This is a genomic window from Pedobacter xixiisoli (assembly GCF_900215335.1).
Classification (GTDB): Bacteria; Bacteroidota; Bacteroidia; order Sphingobacteriales; family Sphingobacteriaceae; genus Pedobacter; species Pedobacter xixiisoli.
Genome location: NZ_OCMT01000002.1, coordinates 668,243 through 686,576, shown reverse-complemented (window position 1 = coordinate 686,576; position 18,334 = coordinate 668,243). Strand labels below are relative to the sequence as shown.

At 37.4% G+C, this 18,334-nt stretch carries 11 protein-coding genes and 1 pseudogene; all 12 read left to right on the top strand.

Translation table 11 applies throughout. From position 1 onward, the window contains the following. The first annotated feature begins 10 nt into the window (after positions 1 to 10). Entirely contained in the window at positions 11 to 877 is an 867-nt protein-coding gene (locus CRO54_RS09130) for an alpha/beta hydrolase (protein ID WP_097131200.1), read from the top strand. A gap of 13 nt (positions 878 to 890) precedes the next feature. Next, positions 891 to 1,907 carry a chondroitinase-B domain-containing protein gene (locus CRO54_RS09125; protein ID WP_138765792.1) on the top strand — a complete coding sequence of 339 codons (1,017 nt, stop codon included), beginning with the start codon at positions 891 to 893 and terminating at the stop codon, positions 1,905 to 1,907. A 3-nt stretch (positions 1,908 to 1,910) separates the two neighbouring features. Beyond that, positions 1,911 to 3,197, top strand: a complete 1,287-nt coding sequence (locus tag CRO54_RS09120) for an MFS transporter (protein ID WP_097131198.1) — start codon at positions 1,911 to 1,913, stop codon at positions 3,195 to 3,197. A 103-nt stretch (positions 3,198 to 3,300) separates the two neighbouring features. Next, complete coding sequence (locus CRO54_RS09115; RefSeq protein ID WP_097131196.1) at positions 3,301 to 4,053, top strand: SDR family NAD(P)-dependent oxidoreductase; 753 nt, start codon at positions 3,301 to 3,303, stop codon at positions 4,051 to 4,053. Positions 4,054 to 4,446: 393 nt separating this feature from the next. Further along, entirely contained in the window at positions 4,447 to 7,653 is a 3,207-nt protein-coding gene (locus tag CRO54_RS09110) for a SusC/RagA family TonB-linked outer membrane protein (RefSeq protein WP_097131194.1), read from the top strand. A 12-nt stretch (positions 7,654 to 7,665) separates the two neighbouring features. Continuing rightward, complete coding sequence (locus CRO54_RS09105) at positions 7,666 to 9,276, top strand: RagB/SusD family nutrient uptake outer membrane protein (RefSeq protein WP_097131192.1); 1,611 nt, start codon at positions 7,666 to 7,668, stop codon at positions 9,274 to 9,276. A gap of 13 nt (positions 9,277 to 9,289) precedes the next feature. Further along, the gene (locus CRO54_RS09100) at positions 9,290 to 10,888 is read left to right on the top strand and encodes a hypothetical protein (protein ID WP_138765791.1); all 1,599 of its coding nucleotides are present in this window, start codon (positions 9,290 to 9,292) and stop codon (positions 10,886 to 10,888) included. Positions 10,889 to 11,130: 242 nt separating this feature from the next. Then, on the top strand, positions 11,131 to 13,452 hold the full coding sequence (locus CRO54_RS09095) for a chondroitinase-B domain-containing protein (RefSeq protein WP_240775067.1): 2,322 nt from the start codon (positions 11,131 to 11,133) through the stop codon (positions 13,450 to 13,452). A gap of 22 nt (positions 13,453 to 13,474) precedes the next feature. After that, the gene (locus CRO54_RS09090) at positions 13,475 to 14,686 is read left to right on the top strand and encodes a right-handed parallel beta-helix repeat-containing protein (protein WP_097131187.1); all 1,212 of its coding nucleotides are present in this window, start codon (positions 13,475 to 13,477) and stop codon (positions 14,684 to 14,686) included. An 11-nt stretch (positions 14,687 to 14,697) separates the two neighbouring features. Then, positions 14,698 to 16,062, top strand: coding sequence for a polysaccharide lyase 6 family protein (locus CRO54_RS09085; protein WP_240775066.1), 1,365 nt, complete (start codon positions 14,698 to 14,700; stop codon positions 16,060 to 16,062). Positions 16,063 to 16,746: 684 nt separating this feature from the next. After that, positions 16,747 to 17,112, top strand: coding sequence for a BlaI/MecI/CopY family transcriptional regulator (locus tag CRO54_RS09075; protein ID WP_097131181.1), 366 nt, complete (start codon positions 16,747 to 16,749; stop codon positions 17,110 to 17,112). 2 nt (positions 17,113 to 17,114) lie between these two features. Continuing rightward, a pseudogene (locus CRO54_RS21710) lies at positions 17,115 to 17,870 on the top strand (M56 family metallopeptidase); the annotation flags it as partial. Positions 17,871 to 18,334 lie beyond the last annotated feature (464 nt).

Genomic DNA, 18,334 nt, shown 5'->3' with positions numbered 1-18,334 from the left:
ATCAGATAAGATGAAAAAATTAATCATAAGCTGCTTTTTAATAGCAGCAGTGGGTTTTACTCAAGCGCAAGAAACTGAAGTAAAGAAAGTTACTTACCCAACTGGATTTTCTGAGCAATTGAATGTGGTTTACACCAAAGCTGGCGATTGGGAAGGCAAAATGGATTTGTACTTGCCATCAAAAGAAAAAGGACCATCTCCGATTGTCATCAACATTCATGGTGGCGGTTTTAACAAAGGTAATAAAGAGTCGCAAACAGGCTTTAATTCTTTTTTTAAAAATGGATATGCAGTAGCTAATATCGCTTACCGTTTGGTACAAGTTGCGCCGGCTCCTGCTGCAGTAGAGGATACGCGTTGTGCTTTAATTTACTTAATCAAAAATGCCAAAGCTCTAAATATCGATCCTAATAGAATTGTGATTATGGGTGGTTCTGCTGGTGGTCATTTGGCTTTAATGGGTGGTTTATTAGGTAACGATACCCGTTTTGATGGCAACTGCCCTGGAGTAAAAGAGGTGAAGGTTGCGGCTATTATCGATAAATATGGTATCACGCATATTGGTAATTGGGCAAGTCGTTCGGCTACTTGGTGGTTGGGTGATAAAGCAAAGGACCAAAAATTTATCGAGTCGGTTTCTCCTTTATATCAAGTAAAAAAAACCAGCCCACCGGTATTTATTGTGCATGGCGATGCCGATCCAGTGGTGCCCTATCAACAATCGGTAGATCTGAAAAAGAAACTAGATGAATTTGGTATTAAAAATGAATTTATGACGATAGAAGGTGGCGAGCATGGGAAATTTCCTAAAGAGAAAAACTCTGAATTGAATGCTGCCATCATCAATTTCTTAAAAGAATTAGGTATTCATAAATAGGACACAAGCTCCAATGCAAAAGATCTTCAATATATATTTGGTTATGGCTGCTATTGTTATCTCAACTTTTGGGATGGGATATGCAATACAGCCTTTTTTAAATTCGGCTAAACCAATTATCGTTGCGAATAGCAGTCAGTTGAAGAAAGCTTTGGCTACCGCGAAACCTGGAGATTCTATCATTTTAAAAGATGGTATTTATGAAGGGAAATTTGTAATTGAAGCAAATGCTAGCGGAACAAAGGCAGCACCTATTGTGCTTACAGGAGGCAGAAACGCCATTTTAGACGCTGGAAGTACAGAAACAGGCTATGTGTTATCCTTAAAAGCAAATTATTGGAAGTTAAAAGGCTTTACAATGCAAAATGGCTTGAAGGGGCTGGTTGCTGATGGAGCTAATTATAATGTAATAGATGGGGTTTTCGTCACTCAATTAGGCGAAGAGGGCATTCATTTCAGAACTTTTAGCAAACACAACATCGTTAAAAATTCGGAAGTAACCCACACGGGTAAAAAGAGACCTGGTTATGGCGAGGCTATTTATATCGGCACTGCTTACAGCAATTGGGCTAAATACACTGCTGGTGAACCAGATAAATGTGATTCGAATCTAGTGCTAAATAATAAGCTCGGGCCTTATGTTACAGCAGAATGTATCGATGTGAAAGAAGGTACGACGGGGGGGATCATTAGAGGCAATACTTTCGAAGCGCAAGGAATTACTGGTGAAAATAGTGCAGATAGCTGGATGGATGTGAAAGGCAATCACTATCTCATTGAAAATAATATCGGACATAACACACAGCCTTCAGTTCTAAAAGATGGTTATCAAGTGAATTGTGCTTACGAAGGATGGGGTTCTTATAATCAATTTAAAAATAACATCAGTAATGTAAACGCTGATGGCTACGGGATAAACATCAAATTGAAAAGCGGTAAGGGAGAAGCGATAGGTAATGAAGTTTATGCGGATAATAAAGTGGTAAATGCTGGAAAAGGCATTACGAATATCGAACTGAAAAAAAATTAATATATGAAAGTAAAAGGCTTAAGATGGTGGATCATTGCCCTTATTGGACTTGCAACTGTAATCAATTATGTGGATAGGAGTGCTATTAACATTCTTTGGCCTTACATCTACAAAGAATTTGGCATTGCAGATGCTGACAACAAAAGTGCGCTGGCATTAATTACCACTTTCTTCATGATTGCTTACGCATTAGGTCAAACTTTTACAGGAAAACTGATGGATGCTGTGGGTACACGTTTGGGGATGACTTTGTCTATTATCGGATGGAGCGTTTCTATTGCCTTGCATGCCTTTGCAAAATCGTTGCTTTCTTTCAATATTTTCAGGTTCATGCTAGGTTTCAGCGAAGCAGGTAACTGGCCAGGGGCAACAAAAAGTAATGCAGAATGGTTTCCGGCAAAAGAAAGAGGAATTGCTCAAGGAATTTTCGGTGCTGGTGCATCGCTAGGTTCGGTGGTTTCAGCTCCAATCATCGCTGCATTGTATCTGATATTCGGTTGGAAAATGACTTTCGTTTTAATCGCTGTCTTGGGTCTGATCTGGATTATTCCTTGGTTGTACATCAACAAAGCTACGCCAGATAAACATCCTTGGCTAACCGAAGAAGAGCGTGATCACATTTTGGATAAAAAAGAAGGTGTTGTTGTGGAAGAGGTTAAAGATGAAGCGCCTGCATTGACTTGGAAAGAACTTTTGAAAATTAGAAACACTTGGGGAATTATTACAGGTAGGTTTTTTATCGACCCAGTTTGGTGGTTGTTCGTTACTTGGTTACCTACGTTTTTGAAAGAGCAGTTCATGTTCGATATCAAGCAAATTGGAGCTTTCACTTGGGTACCTTATTTATTTGCAGCCATTGGAAGTTTAGCTGGCGGATATCACGCCTCTTTACAAATTAGAAAAGGAGTAGCTGCTACGAAGGCCCGTAAAAATGCCATTGCTGTAGGTTGTGTATTGATGTTGACTTCTTTAGTTGCTATCGTTTATCAGCTAGATAGCTTAAAAGACTCGCCAATGCTGGCCATGGTTTTAATTGGTATCACCTTGTTCGGTTTTCAATACCTAATTGGTAATATCCAAACTTTGCCTAGCGATTATTTCCACGGTAAAAATGTGGGTACGGTAGCAGGAATGGGCGGTACAGCAGCTGTAGCTGGTACACTATTAACCACTTGGGCGGTGCCAATAATTACACAAACTAGTTATGTATCATTCTTTGTATTGGCAGCTGTTTTAGTGCCGGTATCATGGTTGTGTATCAAATACATTTCATCAAGTAAGTTGTCATAAGTTTGGTGAGGATACCAAATTATAGAGTATAGCTATAAGTAGGTATAACCACCCACTTATAGAATTTTAAATATTTATAAACAAAAAATTAAATAATAACAATATGCGTTTAAAAAACAAAGTTGCGATAGTTTCTGGAGGTTCTAGAGACATAGGTAGAGCCGTTTCATTACAGTTGGCTAAAGAAGGTGCTAAAGTGGTTGTAAATTATTTCGATAGTAAAGAACAAGCGGATGATACCTTGAAATTAATACAAGATTTAGGCGGTGAAGCTATTGCTGTGAAGGCAGATATGACTAAAGCTGCTGAGGTTGAAACATTAGTAGCTGAAGCTAGAAAAGCTTTCGGTGATGAAATCAACGTGTTGGTAAACGTTGTTGGTGGTTTAGTTGCTCGTAAAACAACAGCTGAAATGGATGAGGATTTCTGGGATTTCGTAATGAACGTAAACTTGAAATCTGTGTTCTTAGCAGTTAAATCTGTTTCTCCGTTTATGCCTGCTGGCTCGTCAATCGTTAATTTCTCTTCATTAGCTGCAAGAGATGGTGGTGGTCCAGGTGCAAGTGCCTATGCAACTTCTAAAGGTGCGGTAATGACTTACACTAGGTCTTTAGCCAAAGAATTTGGACCAAAAGGTATTCGTGTAAATGCATTAGCACCAGGTATGATTGCTACTACTTTCCATGATACTTTTACAAAATCTGAAGTAAGAACTAACGTAGCTAATGCTACAGCGCTAAAAAGAGAAGGTGATGCAAAAGAAGTTGCTGATGTAGTAGCTTATTTAGCTTCCGATGAATCGAGTTTCTTGACAGGAAATAATATCGATATCAACGGTGGTTTAGCATTCTCTTAATCACAAATTGAAAAATACGCTTAGATGTTTTTGGTTTTGAACATCGCATGGCGATTAATAACTCTAAAATGGGGATGTTCTGAAAGGATAGCCTTTGCAGTACATCCCTTTTTTAATAATGAACAATTACCAAATGAACAGTTATCAGTTAACCGATTAATCAGTTAAACAAATAACCAAACAAACTAGTGAACCAACCAATATTAAACAAAGCCAACTAAAACCATTACAACATTCTTCTTTTTCGCTCCTCAGCAAAATTTTTAAATAGTTATACTATTTTTTTTGATTACAAATAATAATTATATATTTGGTTTACCAATTTTTGGTAAACCAATTTAAGCCGATGCTGAGAAGTTAAGGCAACCTAACCAACATATAAACTGATTTGCTATGACATTAAAGAATCGCGTTAGCAGCGTTGTTTTTTTACTAGTTTGCTTACTGTCATTAGGAGTAAGTGCACAAACCGTAAAAATCAAAGGCGTTGTTACATCTGCAGATGGACAGGGTATTCCTGGTGTTTCTGTTGTAATTAAAGACACCAACAAAGGAGTTTCTACCAATGAGAAAGGAGAGTATGAAATCTCTGTTCAGAAAGGAAAAATATTAGAATTTAAATCGCTCGGTTATAAAATCCATCTACAGGGAGTGGCAAATGCTACTACTATTAATGTGACTTTGGTAGACGACGTAAGCTCTATGAACGAGGTAATTGTAGTTGGTTACGGTACCCAGAAGAAATCTACGGTTAGTTCTGCCGTAAGTAAGTTAGAGAATAAAAACTTAGATGAAATTCCAACTTCGAGGTTAGATAATGCTTTAATTGGTAAAATAGCGGGTTTAACTGTTCAAAACAATAGTTCTGAAGCCGGTGCTGACCCAACCTTACGCGTGAGAGGTGCAAGTTCTATCAATGCTAATGCTGAACCTTTGGTAGTAGTAGATGGGCATCCTATTGCAGATGGTCTAGCCTTTATTAACCCGTACGATGTGGAGTCTATTGAGGTATTAAAAGATGCCGCTTCATCAGCTATTTATGGTTCTAGAGGTGCTAACGGTGTAATTTTAGTAACTACTAAAAAGGGTGTTGCCGATAAACCTAAATTCTCGGTTAAATCTTACTATGGTATTAAAGAGGCCTATAGTGTTTATCCCATTTTATCGACCACAGATTACACAAAATTACTTTTTGCAGAGGCAGCTTTGAGAGAAAATGATCCAAGTGTACCCGCGAATTTGAAGAATATCATTAATGTTAACGAACGAGCAGCGTATATTATAGAAAATCAAATTAGCGGTTCTACAACAGATTGGCAACAAGAGTCTTTGCGCAATGCGGGTATCTACAACATGCAGCTAAACGTAGCTGGTGGTAAAAAAGATTTTAGGTATTATGTATCTGGAAACTTACAGCAAGATCAAGGTGTAATGAAAGACAGCGAAAACAATAGAGGGAATTTTCGTGTAAAACTAGATGTTAATCTTTCACCAAAACTGACACTAAACGTTAACATCAACCCAACTTATACTAAAATACAACGACCAGCAGAAAATTTCACAAATTACTATAGATTTCCATCCTTTTTACCCGTTTACCATTCTGCATTTACTGCGGCTTTCGTAAACCAAAATACCCAATGGGCAAATTTAAGGTCTGGGGATTGGGCGCAGGCACGTCATTTTATTAATTTACCTTACGAAGGTACTATGCCTGATGGATCTTATTGGAAAAGTGGTACTGCTATTAATCCATTTTCATCGACAAATAACACGCCTTTATCTCATGCGGAAAGAGAAGATCGGTTTTCTGAAAGTTATCGCTTTCAGGGGGGTACAGATTTAACTTACAACCCAAGTAAAAACCTTTCATTTAAAACTTCGGTAGGTGCTTATTATCTTTCGAGAGAGGATAAAACCCTAATTAGAAGTGAGGCACGTAAAGATGGTGATGTTAACCAAGCAACTATAACTAACGGAACGACATTAGATGTTTTGTGGGAAAATACCATGAACTATAAAAAGAACTTCGGCAATCATAATTTTAGTGGATTGTTAGGTTTTACTGTACAAGGTAACTCGGTTACAGGTTCTCAGCAAATTGGTTATAGTTTTCCATCAGATGATTTTAGTACTTTAAATCAAGCTGCTTATTTCGATCAGGCGGCTGCGATACCTATAAACGTAAAAACAGGCTTAATTTCTTATTTAGGTAGAGTTAACTACGATTATAAAGGTAAATATATAGCAACGGCAAGTTTACGTACCGACGAAAGTTCAATTTTTGGCCCAGGTAATAGAAGAGGCTGGTTCCCTGCTTTTTCAGCCGGTTGGAATATTGCAAGCGAATCTTTCATGAAGGGCAGTAAAAAGTGGTTAGAAAGTTTGAAATTAAGAGCAAGTTATGGCGAAACAGGAAACAACAGAATTACACCATTCTCTTATCTAGATTTATTATTCAGATCAAACTACGTATTTGGAGAAGGTACTGGAAACGTAATAGCTGGTCAGTCGCCTAATAATGTAGTAACCTTTGGTAGTAACATTACTTGGGAAACTACACGTTCGGCAAACATTGGTTTAGACGTGGCTTTGTTTAGAAACAAAGTACAATTAAGCTTAGAGTATTATCGCTCTATCACTGATAAATTATTACTACAACAATCGCAACAGGCAATTACAGGATCAGACTCTTTCTGGAACAATAACGGAAAAATCAGAAATCAAGGTTTCGAGGTAGAGCTTACTTCTAATAACATTGGTACTAAAAACTTTAATTGGACAACCTCTCTTAATGTTGCCGCAAATAGAAATAAATTGTTAAAATTAGGTGGCGACGAGCCTTACCTATATAGTTATGGCGAACGTAGCGAAATTTATGCCTCTATTGTTGGACAACCTTACGTGCAATTTTATGGTTATAAAACAGATGGAGTTTGGCTTTCTCAAGCAGATGCCAATGCGGCTGTAGCATCTGGTCAAACTTCTGTTTTACAGAGTTATTACCGAGAAGGTGGCGTTAAATTAAAAGACATTAATGGTGATAATAAAATTGATTTAAACGATAGAGTAATCATGGGGTCGCCATTTCCAGATTTTACATGGGGCATCACCAATACTTTTAGATACAAGAAATTCGATTTAAATATCTTAATGCAAGGTTCGCAGGGTGGGCAGTTAATTAATGGCGATTTGTTTTACAATGAATCTAAAAGACAAAATGTCAATTATATCAAGAATAGGTGGGTAAGTCCTGCAAACCCAGGCGATGGTAAAACACCATATTTTAACAATGGTATTGCTGCAGATTTACTCCTTACAGACTATGCGGTAGAAAGTGCGAGCTATGCTTTCTTACGTAATATTATTGTAGGCTATACTTTGCCAGCTAAAACGCTTAAAAAATTCAAAGTAAACAGTTTAAGATTATATGGTTCAGTAGATAATGTATTTTTTATTACTGGCAACTCTTATCGGGGTATTAACCCAGAAGCAAGGGTTACCTCTTCGGCTTATGCATCTCCAGTAATTTCTGGTTATCAACGAGGAGGTTTCCCAATCAACCGTACTTACACTTTTGGTCTTGATTTTAACTTTTAATACCATCATATCATGAAACAAATTAAAAATATATCAACTCGCTTCATCATTTTGGTATCATTGGTATCTGCTTTTACCTCTTGTAAAAAGGTGGTAGATCAAGAACCTATATCAAACGAAGTTGCAAAAGATTATTATAAGGATTATAAAGAAGTTAGTGTTGCTCTTGCAGGATGTTACAACGGTATGCAGGAACCATTAATTAACGAGTGGCAATTTACAGAGCTACGTAGTGATAATGCTCGTCAACGCTCTGTAAATAGCACCACCAATACCAATATGGAGCTTAACGTGTTAAATCTTTATAACGCAGGGCCTCAGCACCAGCAAATTTACAACTACTGGTTAAGCGTGTACAAAAACATTCGTAATGTAAATTACGTGCTAAAAAGCTTAGGAGTAAGTTTTGAAAATGGACAATTGGTTTTTGGTACACCTACAGCCTCGGTTACAGAAGCGCAACGCAACGAATTAGCAGGACAAGCGCTCTTCATCAGGGCTCATCATTACTTCAATTTAGTGAGATTGTATGGTGGTGTTTTTTTGGTAACTAAGCCTTTAACAGCTGCCGAAGCTAGAAAAATAAATAGATCATCTATTAACGATACTTATAATCTAATCACCAAAGATCTAGAAGCTGCGGCTACTTTAGCTAGTGCCAAACCGTACAACCAAATTGCGTCTACAGATTTTGGTAGAGTAAATGCTTGGTCGGCTAAAGGTTTATTGGCTAAGGTTTATTTAACACTGCCAGTGCCACGTTCTGCAGATGCGTTAGCTCTATTAAACGATGTAATTGCAAATAGTGGTTATGGTTTAGAAACAAGTTTTCAACGAGTATTTGCAATCAATAACGAAATGAATAAAGAGATTTTATTTGCCGTTAGATACAGATCTGGTTTGGTTGGTTTGGGTAATCCAATGGCAAATCTCTTTGCTCCCGCTAGTAGTGGCGATGCGATAATAAATGGTGATGGAGGTGGTTTTAACTACCCAACACCAAGTGTTAACAGTGCATTTACTACGAGTTTAACTAGTTTCACCGACGCTAGAAAAGATGTGACTATTGCTAGTTATTCTGGCAGTACCACACCTTTGTATGTCAATAAGTTCTTTTCTAAAGTTATTGTAGCTAATGATGCGGAAAATGATTTCACCGTATTGCGTTTTTCTGATATTTTATTGTTGAAAGCGGAGGCGCAAGGTTATGATGGTGCTGCGGGCTCTTCGGTAGGTATTATTAATCAGATAAGAGAAAGAGCTGGTGCAGGTAATTATTCCACAGGTACGTTTACAACTGCCTTTTATAAATATCCAGCTTCTGGTACGGGTGCAATAACTAGCGATGCCGATTTTCATATTGCTTTGTTAAAAGAAAGACGCTTAGAGTTTGCTTTCGAGAACCAACGTTTGTTTGACTTGATCAGATTTGGAGACGCAGTAGCAACCATACAGGCCCATTACGCTACAGAATATAGTGCTTACTATGGCAGGTTTAACCCAGTTATTCCACTAGTAACATTGCAAGCCAATATAAATACCAATAAGTTGTTGTTACCGATTCCTCAGAGAGAAATTGATACCAACACAGAGATAACAATCACACAAAATCCAGGCTATTAAAAAAATAACGGAAATGAAAAAGATCTTAAACCCATTATTATTTTGCTTTTTGGCATTGGTGATCATAGCCAGCTGTAAGAAAAACGAACTTATTGGCGATGGCGAAGGTACTATTGAAACTAAGGAATATATTTTTAACCGCGCAACCAAAACATTTGAAACTGGTGATAAAGTAACAAGTAATATTTCGGCAGCTAACGGAGTAAAGTTTGTATATACCTACTTGGTACGTACTGGTCAACCAAATGTATTGGTTCACGTAGCTGATAATAGCAAGTTGTCTTCAAATAATTTTGAGTTATCTATGCCTGTAGATAGTATCAAAAATTATAATTTAACTGCTATAACCGGCTTAAAGGTTTTGGCAAAACTGGGCGACAATAGTTCTTTGGAAGGCTTTATTCCAGTGAAATATCTTGATCCGGCTTTACCTCAATTCAGTACTTTTCCATCTACAATTAATGCAGATCCTAATGGTACGCCAACAGCTATTACAGGTACTATTAAATCAGAATTCGGCATTAAGCAAGTTGATATTTTGGATGATCAGCAAACGGAAAATACATACGTTTTGGTTAACAGTATTACTGGTATTACTAACGTTAAAGAGTATGCATTAAATTATGCTTACACTTATCGTAAAGCAGCACAACATATTAAAGTAAGAGCTATCGATATCTATAACCAAGCCAATGAGATTATTATAAATATGCCTGTAGATGTGACCATTTTTAAACCTAAACTTCAAAATTTCCCTGCTAGCGTTGCTACTACTGCTACTTCAGTTGCAGGATTAATTACTTCGGTAACTGGTTTGAAAAAAGTTGATATCTATGATGATAGGAATGGTGCTTACCAGTTATTGAGTACTGTTAACAATTTAAATGGTGTTAAAACGTACAACTATAGTAGCAGTTATACTTTCAAAATGAGGGCATCGAATATTAAAATTATAGCTGTCGATATTGAGGACGTACAAACAGAGTTGGTAATTCCGATAAATATTACTTATCAAAGTGTGTTGTATCGAGACATAGTCATGTCGGCTCAAGGTACATCTTCCACTGGTTCAACAAATAGTATGTTTATTGCAGAAACAGGTAAGGTTCTGGGTAATTGTGAGCTAGGTGCTAATGAAGAAACAGCTGCGTTTCTAATGTATGGAGGTGGAAATAATACGACTACTCCGTCTAGTATCAGTTTAAATTTTTACAGCCCAACCAACTTGGGTACTTCTTTTACTAATTATAGATGTAATGGAGTATCATGGGTTCGTAACCCAGCATCAAATTTTAAAGCAACTAGATTTAGGGTCTTAGTTAAAGGAGCAAGTACCACTATTGATAAGATATATGCTGATATTGATGCAGGCAATGTTGATGTAATGGACGCTGCTTATTTCACGTCAATTTCTGCTCCAAGTGGTCAAAGTGCGCCTTCATATCATGCATCATCACAGGTTTATAACGTTGGTACGGCATCTATTATTTATGCTCAAATACCAATTGGCGGTGTAATGAAAAACGCACTTATTAAAGTTAAGGAGTTGACCGTTCATGATACAACTGCTGGTTTATCTTCAATTAAATTCGATATCTATATTCAGAAATAAAGGCTTTTGGTTTATATGTAAATGTTTGTCGTTTCGGTCGGTTAAAAAGTGAAAGAACTTTGTGCTTGTTTAATTTTCTTCACCCGATCGAGATGGCACCATTTTTACAAGGGTTCAGGTACTAGTAGTCAGGTATGGGTTTAGTACAATTGCCAATATCCAAAATCAGCGTCAATCTGCGTATAAAATCTGCGAATATCAGCGGGGAAACAATTAACCAATTTAAACGATAACCATATTTGATGAAATTCCGTATCTCTTTTTTAGCACTTTTTCTAATGGCTTCGTTAACTAATGCAGCCGATATTTTAGTCAGCACGCCACAAGAATTAAAATCTGCAGCTGCCAAAGCCAAACCAGGTGATGTTATCCTCCTTAAAAACAAAGTATGGACTGATGTTCAACTGGTGATTTCAGGAAAAGGAACTAAAGAAAAGCCAATTTGGGTAAAACCAGAAAGTGGCGATAAAATAGAAATTGCTGGAAAATCTAATTTGAAGATAGGGGGCGAGTACGTTTTTATTAAAGGCCTTCATTTCAAAAATGGTTACAGTCCTAAAGACCATCTTATTAATTTTAGGGTAGACAACAATAATTTAGCTAACAACTGTCGTATCACTCAATTTGCGATAGAAGATTTTAGTCAGCCAGAACGTTTTAAGGGTGATTCATGGGTAGTGCTTTGGGGAAAGAACAATCGTGTAGATCACTGTACTTTCACTAATAAATTAAATGCAGGCCCAGTAATTATAGCAGAGCTTAATGATGAACGCAGCCAACAGAACTATCATCGTATCGATTCTAACCATTTCAATGGCCGTCAACGTTTCGGTTCTAACGGAGGAGAAACTATCCGTATTGGTGTTTCTAGGTATTCTTTAACAGCTTCAAAAACACAAATTGTACATAATCTTTTCGAAAGATGTAATGGCGAGGTGGAAATCGTTTCGATTAAATCGGGAGAAAATAACATCAGCTTCAATACTTTCTTAGAATGTGAAGGAAGTTTGGTGTTAAGACACGGTTCTAAAAACGTGGTGCAAGGCAATTTATTCTTGGGTAACAATAAACCGTTTACTGGCGGTGTAAGGGTAATTAATCCTGGGCATGAAGTGTTCGAAAACGTATTTAAAGATTTAAAAGGTACTGCTTTTCGTTCGCCATTGGCAGTAATGAACGGTGTTCCAAATTCACTGATCAACCGTTATTATCAGGTAGTTGATGCTAAAATTGAACGTAATACCTTCATCAACTGTGAGCCGTCATTGTTTGGAACAGGTAAAGATGCAGAACGTACTTTATCGCCTCAGCGTGTAGTTTTTACAAAGAACTTATTGGTTCAGCCAACAAACGCACTTTATATAGATGAGAATAAAGATGGCGGTATTGTTATTAAAGATAATGCTTTGCAATCAAACCTTCCGGTTCAAGATGGTTTTGTAGTTAAGAAGCCAGCTCAAGTAAGCATCAATGGCATTTCATTTCCTTACTTGGCGGATTATGGTGCGTCATTGAAAAAAATGAAGTTCGTGCATAAGAAAGATGTTGGTGCATCTTGGTATAAGCAAGAAGTAAAAGCAATCAATACGCAACCTAAAATAGTGAAGCTGTCAGCAAAAGAGAGTACAAGCATTCAACAAACAATTGCTAAGTTAACCGATGGAGATATCATTGAATTAACCGATACAGGTCTTTACAGCATTGAAGATGAAATTGTAGTAGATAAGTCGATTACCATCAAAGCTGCCGCTGGTTTAAAAAGCAAGCCTGTGTTTGTGAATAGTAGCAGCAAAACATTAGCAGCTTTCATCACTATTGATAGCGGTGCGACAGTAAAAGTAACTGGAATTGCATTTAAGGGCGCTAATGGAAGCGGCGGCGATGTTCGTTGTGGCATTCGTTCAACTGAATTGCCTATGAACAAACCTTACAAAGCATTTATTGATGCTTGCGAATTTTACGATTACAACGAAGGTTCTTTTGCAGGCTTTAAAGGAAGTAAATCGACTTTGGCTGATAGTTTAGTGATTACCAATTCCTTGTTTAGGAATATTTCTGGAACAGGTATCAACTTAGCGGAAGAAAGAGACGATAAAGGCATCTACGGAGCGGAATATACTGTGGTTAAAAACTGTGTATTTACCAATATTCTGGGCAGTGCAATCAATGTGTATCGTGGTGGAAATGATGAAAGTACTTTAGGTCCATTCGTTACAATAGAAAATTGTACCATTAACGAAGTAGATAACAGGGAGCAGGGTTCTGCACTTCGTTTGTTGGGTGCACAATATGCAAGGGTGCTCAACACTAATTTCGTGAATAGTGGTCAGGGAGGTAGATCTTTAGAGTTCAGAGAGTTCCGTTGGGATAATATCTTGGTAGATAACTGCAATTTTTATAATTCAGGAAAAGTGGATACTTATTACAACAAAGCCCTTGGTAAAAACATCTTCGAGATCAAACCTGATTTTACTAATACCAAAGAATTCAATTTTAATTTAAAAGAAGGTTCTGAGCTTTCGGCAAAATCGAAGGCAGTAGGAGGTGTGGGCGCAAGTTTATAGGTTAAATCTTAAAATTCATACGATGAAAAGATATATTTTAATGTCTTTGCTAGTTGTGACACTTTTTTCTTGTGAGAAAGATGCTGTAGTTGAAGAAAAAGAAGAAACGGTTACACCAGAAGCTAAAAGAGAAGTTCAGGTGGAAGCGACAGCTACGGTTGTGAATGTAACGCCAACCACCGCACTAGATGCTGCATTTTGGACGGGTATTCAAACCATGTTGCAGTCTAACCACGTTGATGTAGTTTTTGCCGATGGAACTTACAATATTAGTTCTACCATTACCTTATCTAACATTGGAAGCGCAACAAAAAGACTTCAGTTAAAAGCAAATACCGTCGGTGCGGCTGTACTTACAGGTTCTATTGCAAAATTGATGTCGCTAAATAATTGCCAAAATATCTTAATTCATCGATTGAAGTTTACTGGAGCAGTATCGGAATATGCTTTGGTGATACAGCGTAGTCCTAATATTACGATAGCTTACTGTCGTTTCGAGAACATGCCGAATTTATATTATGGAGCGGTTGGAGCACATTATCCAACTTCAAATAATATCATCATCAGGCAAAGCCAATTCTCTAATGTTGGCATAGGTTCAACGGCACATATGATTTATGGCGCTTTTGGCGTTAAAAGATTAAAGGTTATTGAAAACACTTTTACTGATTGTTCGGGATCGTTTATTAGGTTTAGGGGTGATAATTCTACTCATGGCGTGGTCTACGGTAATACATTTAATTCAACTGGAACCTACATGGTAAATGGAGCAGGCGTAAATCCAATTTTTGTAGAAGTGCCTGTGTTTAATGATATAAATCCTGGAGACGAAACTTTTGGCACCAGTTTTATGGTCACAAAAAACAATTTTAATTACGCTACAATAGGCAACCAAAGTACAAGATTTGCGTTGGCATTTCATCATAGTGGTTTTAATCCTGTTGGCCGCACGCATTTAATAAGCGCTGCTGATGCGGCAACTTTGGGTACTGGTACAGTTGCCGAAAAGAGAGCAATGATGTCTGGCAAATTAGGTTTAGATGGCACGAAGATTTTATTTGGAGGAAATAACAATGTGAACCTATCCACCAATGTGGTTTACAGGTGTTGGAGTGCATACGATGGGGTAGTAGCACCATGGACAGGCGTGGTGAGCATTGGATCTGCAGTAACGTCAACTGGATTAGCTACTACTTACGATGCAGCGCTGGTTTTTTATGATAACCTATACTAAAGATATTTGAAATGAAATTTATTTTTTCCAGTAGTCTAATGCTTTTCTTTTTCCTGCAATATAGTAGTTGCGCAAAAGCGATAGAGGCTGATAGTATTTCCAATAATACAGAAAAGCAGATGGTTACTGCTAAAACCTATACTGTGGCTAATTCTGCCGAGCTAAATGCGTTGAGTTTACAACCTGGCGACAAAGTAATCATGAAATCTGGAGAGTGGAAAAGTCAGTTGATTAACTTTAAAGCAAAAGGAACAGCAGAAAATCCAATCACATTGGTGGCAGAAACTAAAGGATCGGTGATTTTAACTGGCAACTCTAACTTAAAAATTGATGGAGAATGGTTAATCGTAGATGGTTTATCGTTCAAAAATGGATTCTCTTTGAAAGATGATGTAGTGGTGTTTTCAAAAACTACCTCAAATAGCCGATTGACCAATACAAATATCGAAGATTATAATCCAAGTGATAAAACCGTAGACTATAAATGGGTTTCTCTATTTGGAAAAAATAACCGCGTAGACCATTGTTCTATTTCTGGAAAAACACATCAAGGTACTACTTTGGTTGTGTGGTTAGATGATAAAGCAAATTACCATCAAATAGACCACAACTATTTTGGTCCGAGGCCGGATTTGGCTAATAATGGCGGTGAAACCATTCGCATTGGTACAAGTACCTACTCAATGAACGATTCTTACACCACTGTGGAGAATAATATTTTCGATAAATGCAGTGGCGAGGTCGAAATCATTTCTATCAAATCGGGATACAATAAGATTTTGAACAACTTATTTTATGAATGCGTAGGCACGGTAACCTTTAGACATGGAAACCATTCTGAAGTAGGCAATAACTATTTTGTAGGCAATGGTATCACCAATACTGGTGGAATAAGAATTATCGGCGAAAATCAAAAAGTTCATGGAAACTATCTTTATAAAATAGCGGGAAGAACATTGCGTTCGGCAATTTCGATAATGAATGCTTATGAAAACCCAGCATTGAGCGATTATTGGAAAGTTAAAAATGCTGATATCCAATATAATGTTATTGTAGATGCCAGAGAAGCTTTTGTACTTGGTGCTGGTAAAGATGGCACTAGAACCGTAGCTCCAGACGGCGTTACCATTGCTAACAACTATGTGATCAATCCAACTACTTTGTTGGTAACCCAAGACGACCCTAAAAATTTGAAGATCGAGAATAATCAATTGGATGGCGGTACTTTGATTTCTGGTTTTGTAAAAATGGGTAACGATTTAGAGCTGTCGGATGGAGTTTGGCAAAAGAAAAATGCTTCAAAGAAACCTTTTTGGTTAAACACGGCTATAGGTCCTGGTTGGAAAAAAGACAATAGAAGCTTTATTTTTAAGTAATCCCTCTCTGCCCGTTGGGCATCTCTCCCAAAGGGAGAGAAAAAAGATATGTTTAAGCAGTTTTGTAATTCTCTCCTTTTGGGAGAGATGGCGAAGCCAGAGAGGGTTTTTCATTATGTCGATATCTAGCGTACATCATTTTAAACACCCCGCCCTTTGGGCACCCCTCTAAAAGAGGGGAATGTTGGAGGCAATTCCCTCCGATAAATTGGAGGGTGTCAAGGGATATGGTGTTTAGTTCTTCTTGTGCAATAACTAATTTTTTCGTTATAATTTTGGATAGTTTAATTGCTAGATATCTCCTTGTACCTTGTTCGAGATGACGGACGGCATAGGTACGGTTTTGCATCCAGTATCCCCCTTTGGAGGGGGTAGGGGGAGGAAGTTATTAGTTTAAGTTATTATCACCAGTTCTCTCTTCATACCTCTCCGAATAGCGATGTATTAAAGTGTTGGCATAAACAGCCGCACATTAATGGCCAAGTAGCCCCGACAGGAGTGGGCACGAAGCGAGCGCTAGCGAAGTGAAGTAAAAAGGATGGCGGGACTTCTCTCTAATTTTAACGGCGAAATTGCGCTTCAAAAAATAATTCGCTCCTGAAATCCTTAACAAAATTTAACGTTAAAACTCTTTTCTATAACTAAATTAGTTTCGTATATTTACGATTATTTCGTAATTAATTGATGGAGAAGTTAACACAACAAGAAGAAGAAGCAATGCTAGCCATTTGGCAAGTAGGTCCTGGATTTATCAAAGAATTTATGGATGCCATGCCCGAACCAAAGGCGCCTTATACTACGGTTGCTTCTACTGTGAAAAATTTGGAGCGTAAAGGCTTCTTAAAAGGCGAGCGCTATGCCAATGCCATTCGTTACAGTGCAAAAGTGAAAGAAGCAGATTATAAAAAACGTTTCATGAACGGGTTTGTGAATGATTACTTCCAGAGTTCTTACAAAGAATTGGTCGCGTTTTTTGCGAAAGATAAAAAGATAAGTGCAGCCGAGCTAAAAGAGATAATTGACCTGATTGAGAAACCTGAAGATAAATAGGTATGCCACATCTTTTTATTATTCTGTTAAAAATAAATTTGGTACTGTTATTATTTGCAGCCACCTATTATCTGGTGTTACGTAGACTAACTTTCTATGTTCTAAATCGTTGTTTTTTGGTGTTCGGCATTGTTTTTTCAACGGCCTATCCATTTATCGATTTAACTGATTTATTCTATCAGAAAGAAGTAGGTGAAGTGATTAATTATTTGCCACAGTTTAATGAGAAGGCGTCTGCATTAGTGCCAACAGGATTTTTTATTAATAATTGGCCAATTTTGAGTGCTGTTTTTTATTTGGGGGTATTACTGATGACTATTAGATTAGTCATACAGTTTATCTCGCTTTACAGCATTCATAGGAAATCAAACCCTGATATTGTAGCTAATTATAAGGTAAGAACCTTAAAAGAAAGTGTCAGTCCGTTTTCCTTTTGGCAAACTATTTACGTAAACCCTACGCTACATAGCGAAAGAGAATTGGATACCATTTTGGCTCACGAGACGGTGCATGTTAAGCAATGGCATTCTATTGATATCATCTTGGCAGAGTTAAGCGTGGTTTTCTATTGGTTTAATCCAGGAGTTTGGTTAATGAAAAAGGCGGTAAAAGAGAACTTGGAATTCATTACAGATCAAAAGATACTGAGAAAAGGAATGGATAAAAAAACCTACCAATATAGTTTGTTGGGGGTAGGAAAACTCAATACGTCAGTTGCCATTGTCAATAATTTCAACCTTTCTGATTTAAAGAAACGTATCCAGATGATGAATGTAAAACGCTCTTCTCGCCTAACTTTAAGTAGGTATGCGTTGGCATTACCTGTTCTGCTATTAACAACTTTGGCATTTACAGTATCAAAAAAAGAAGTAAAGGAAAGCTTACCGCAATTAGCCAGAATTATACCCCAATTAGCTGTTGAACAAGAGAAGCCTGTAGACATTGCTAAAGTCAAAGCCAAATCTGTAAAACTAGGTAAAAATAAAAAGCAAAAAATTGTTAAAAAAGTAGATACAGGGCTAGCAAATGTCAATATGATATTTGTTAGAAGAGATAGTCTTGTTGGTAAGCCTTCTGCCGAAGAAATACAGCAAATTATGGATGCAGTGAAGCGCAAAAATCTTAACGCCACTGAAAATCCTGCTAATGCCACTTTAGGTAGAGTTTTCTTTTACAGAAAGGATAGCGTAAACCTTGGGAATATCGAAGAAGCAAACAGGAC

Bases quoted from the DNA above. Each gene is read 5' to 3' on its own strand.
- CRO54_RS09095 (WP_240775067.1), top strand. From the start codon at position 11,131: ATGAAATTCCGTATCTCTTTTTTAGCACTTTTTCTAATGGCTTCGTTA.
- CRO54_RS09110 (WP_097131194.1), top strand. From the start codon at position 4,447: ATGACATTAAAGAATCGCGTTAGCAGCGTTGTTTTTTTACTAGTTTGC.
- CRO54_RS09075 (WP_097131181.1), top strand. From the start codon at position 16,747: ATGGAGAAGTTAACACAACAAGAAGAAGAAGCAATGCTAGCCATTTGG.
- CRO54_RS09090 (WP_097131187.1), top strand. From the start codon at position 13,475: ATGAAAAGATATATTTTAATGTCTTTGCTAGTTGTGACACTTTTTTCT.
- CRO54_RS09115 (WP_097131196.1), top strand. From the start codon at position 3,301: ATGCGTTTAAAAAACAAAGTTGCGATAGTTTCTGGAGGTTCTAGAGAC.
- CRO54_RS09100 (WP_138765791.1), top strand. From the start codon at position 9,290: ATGAAAAAGATCTTAAACCCATTATTATTTTGCTTTTTGGCATTGGTG.
- CRO54_RS09120 (WP_097131198.1), top strand. From the start codon at position 1,911: ATGAAAGTAAAAGGCTTAAGATGGTGGATCATTGCCCTTATTGGACTT.
- CRO54_RS09085 (WP_240775066.1), top strand. From the start codon at position 14,698: ATGAAATTTATTTTTTCCAGTAGTCTAATGCTTTTCTTTTTCCTGCAA.
- CRO54_RS09130 (WP_097131200.1), top strand. From the start codon at position 11: ATGAAAAAATTAATCATAAGCTGCTTTTTAATAGCAGCAGTGGGTTTT.
- CRO54_RS09125 (WP_138765792.1), top strand. From the start codon at position 891: ATGCAAAAGATCTTCAATATATATTTGGTTATGGCTGCTATTGTTATC.
- CRO54_RS09105 (WP_097131192.1), top strand. From the start codon at position 7,666: ATGAAACAAATTAAAAATATATCAACTCGCTTCATCATTTTGGTATCA.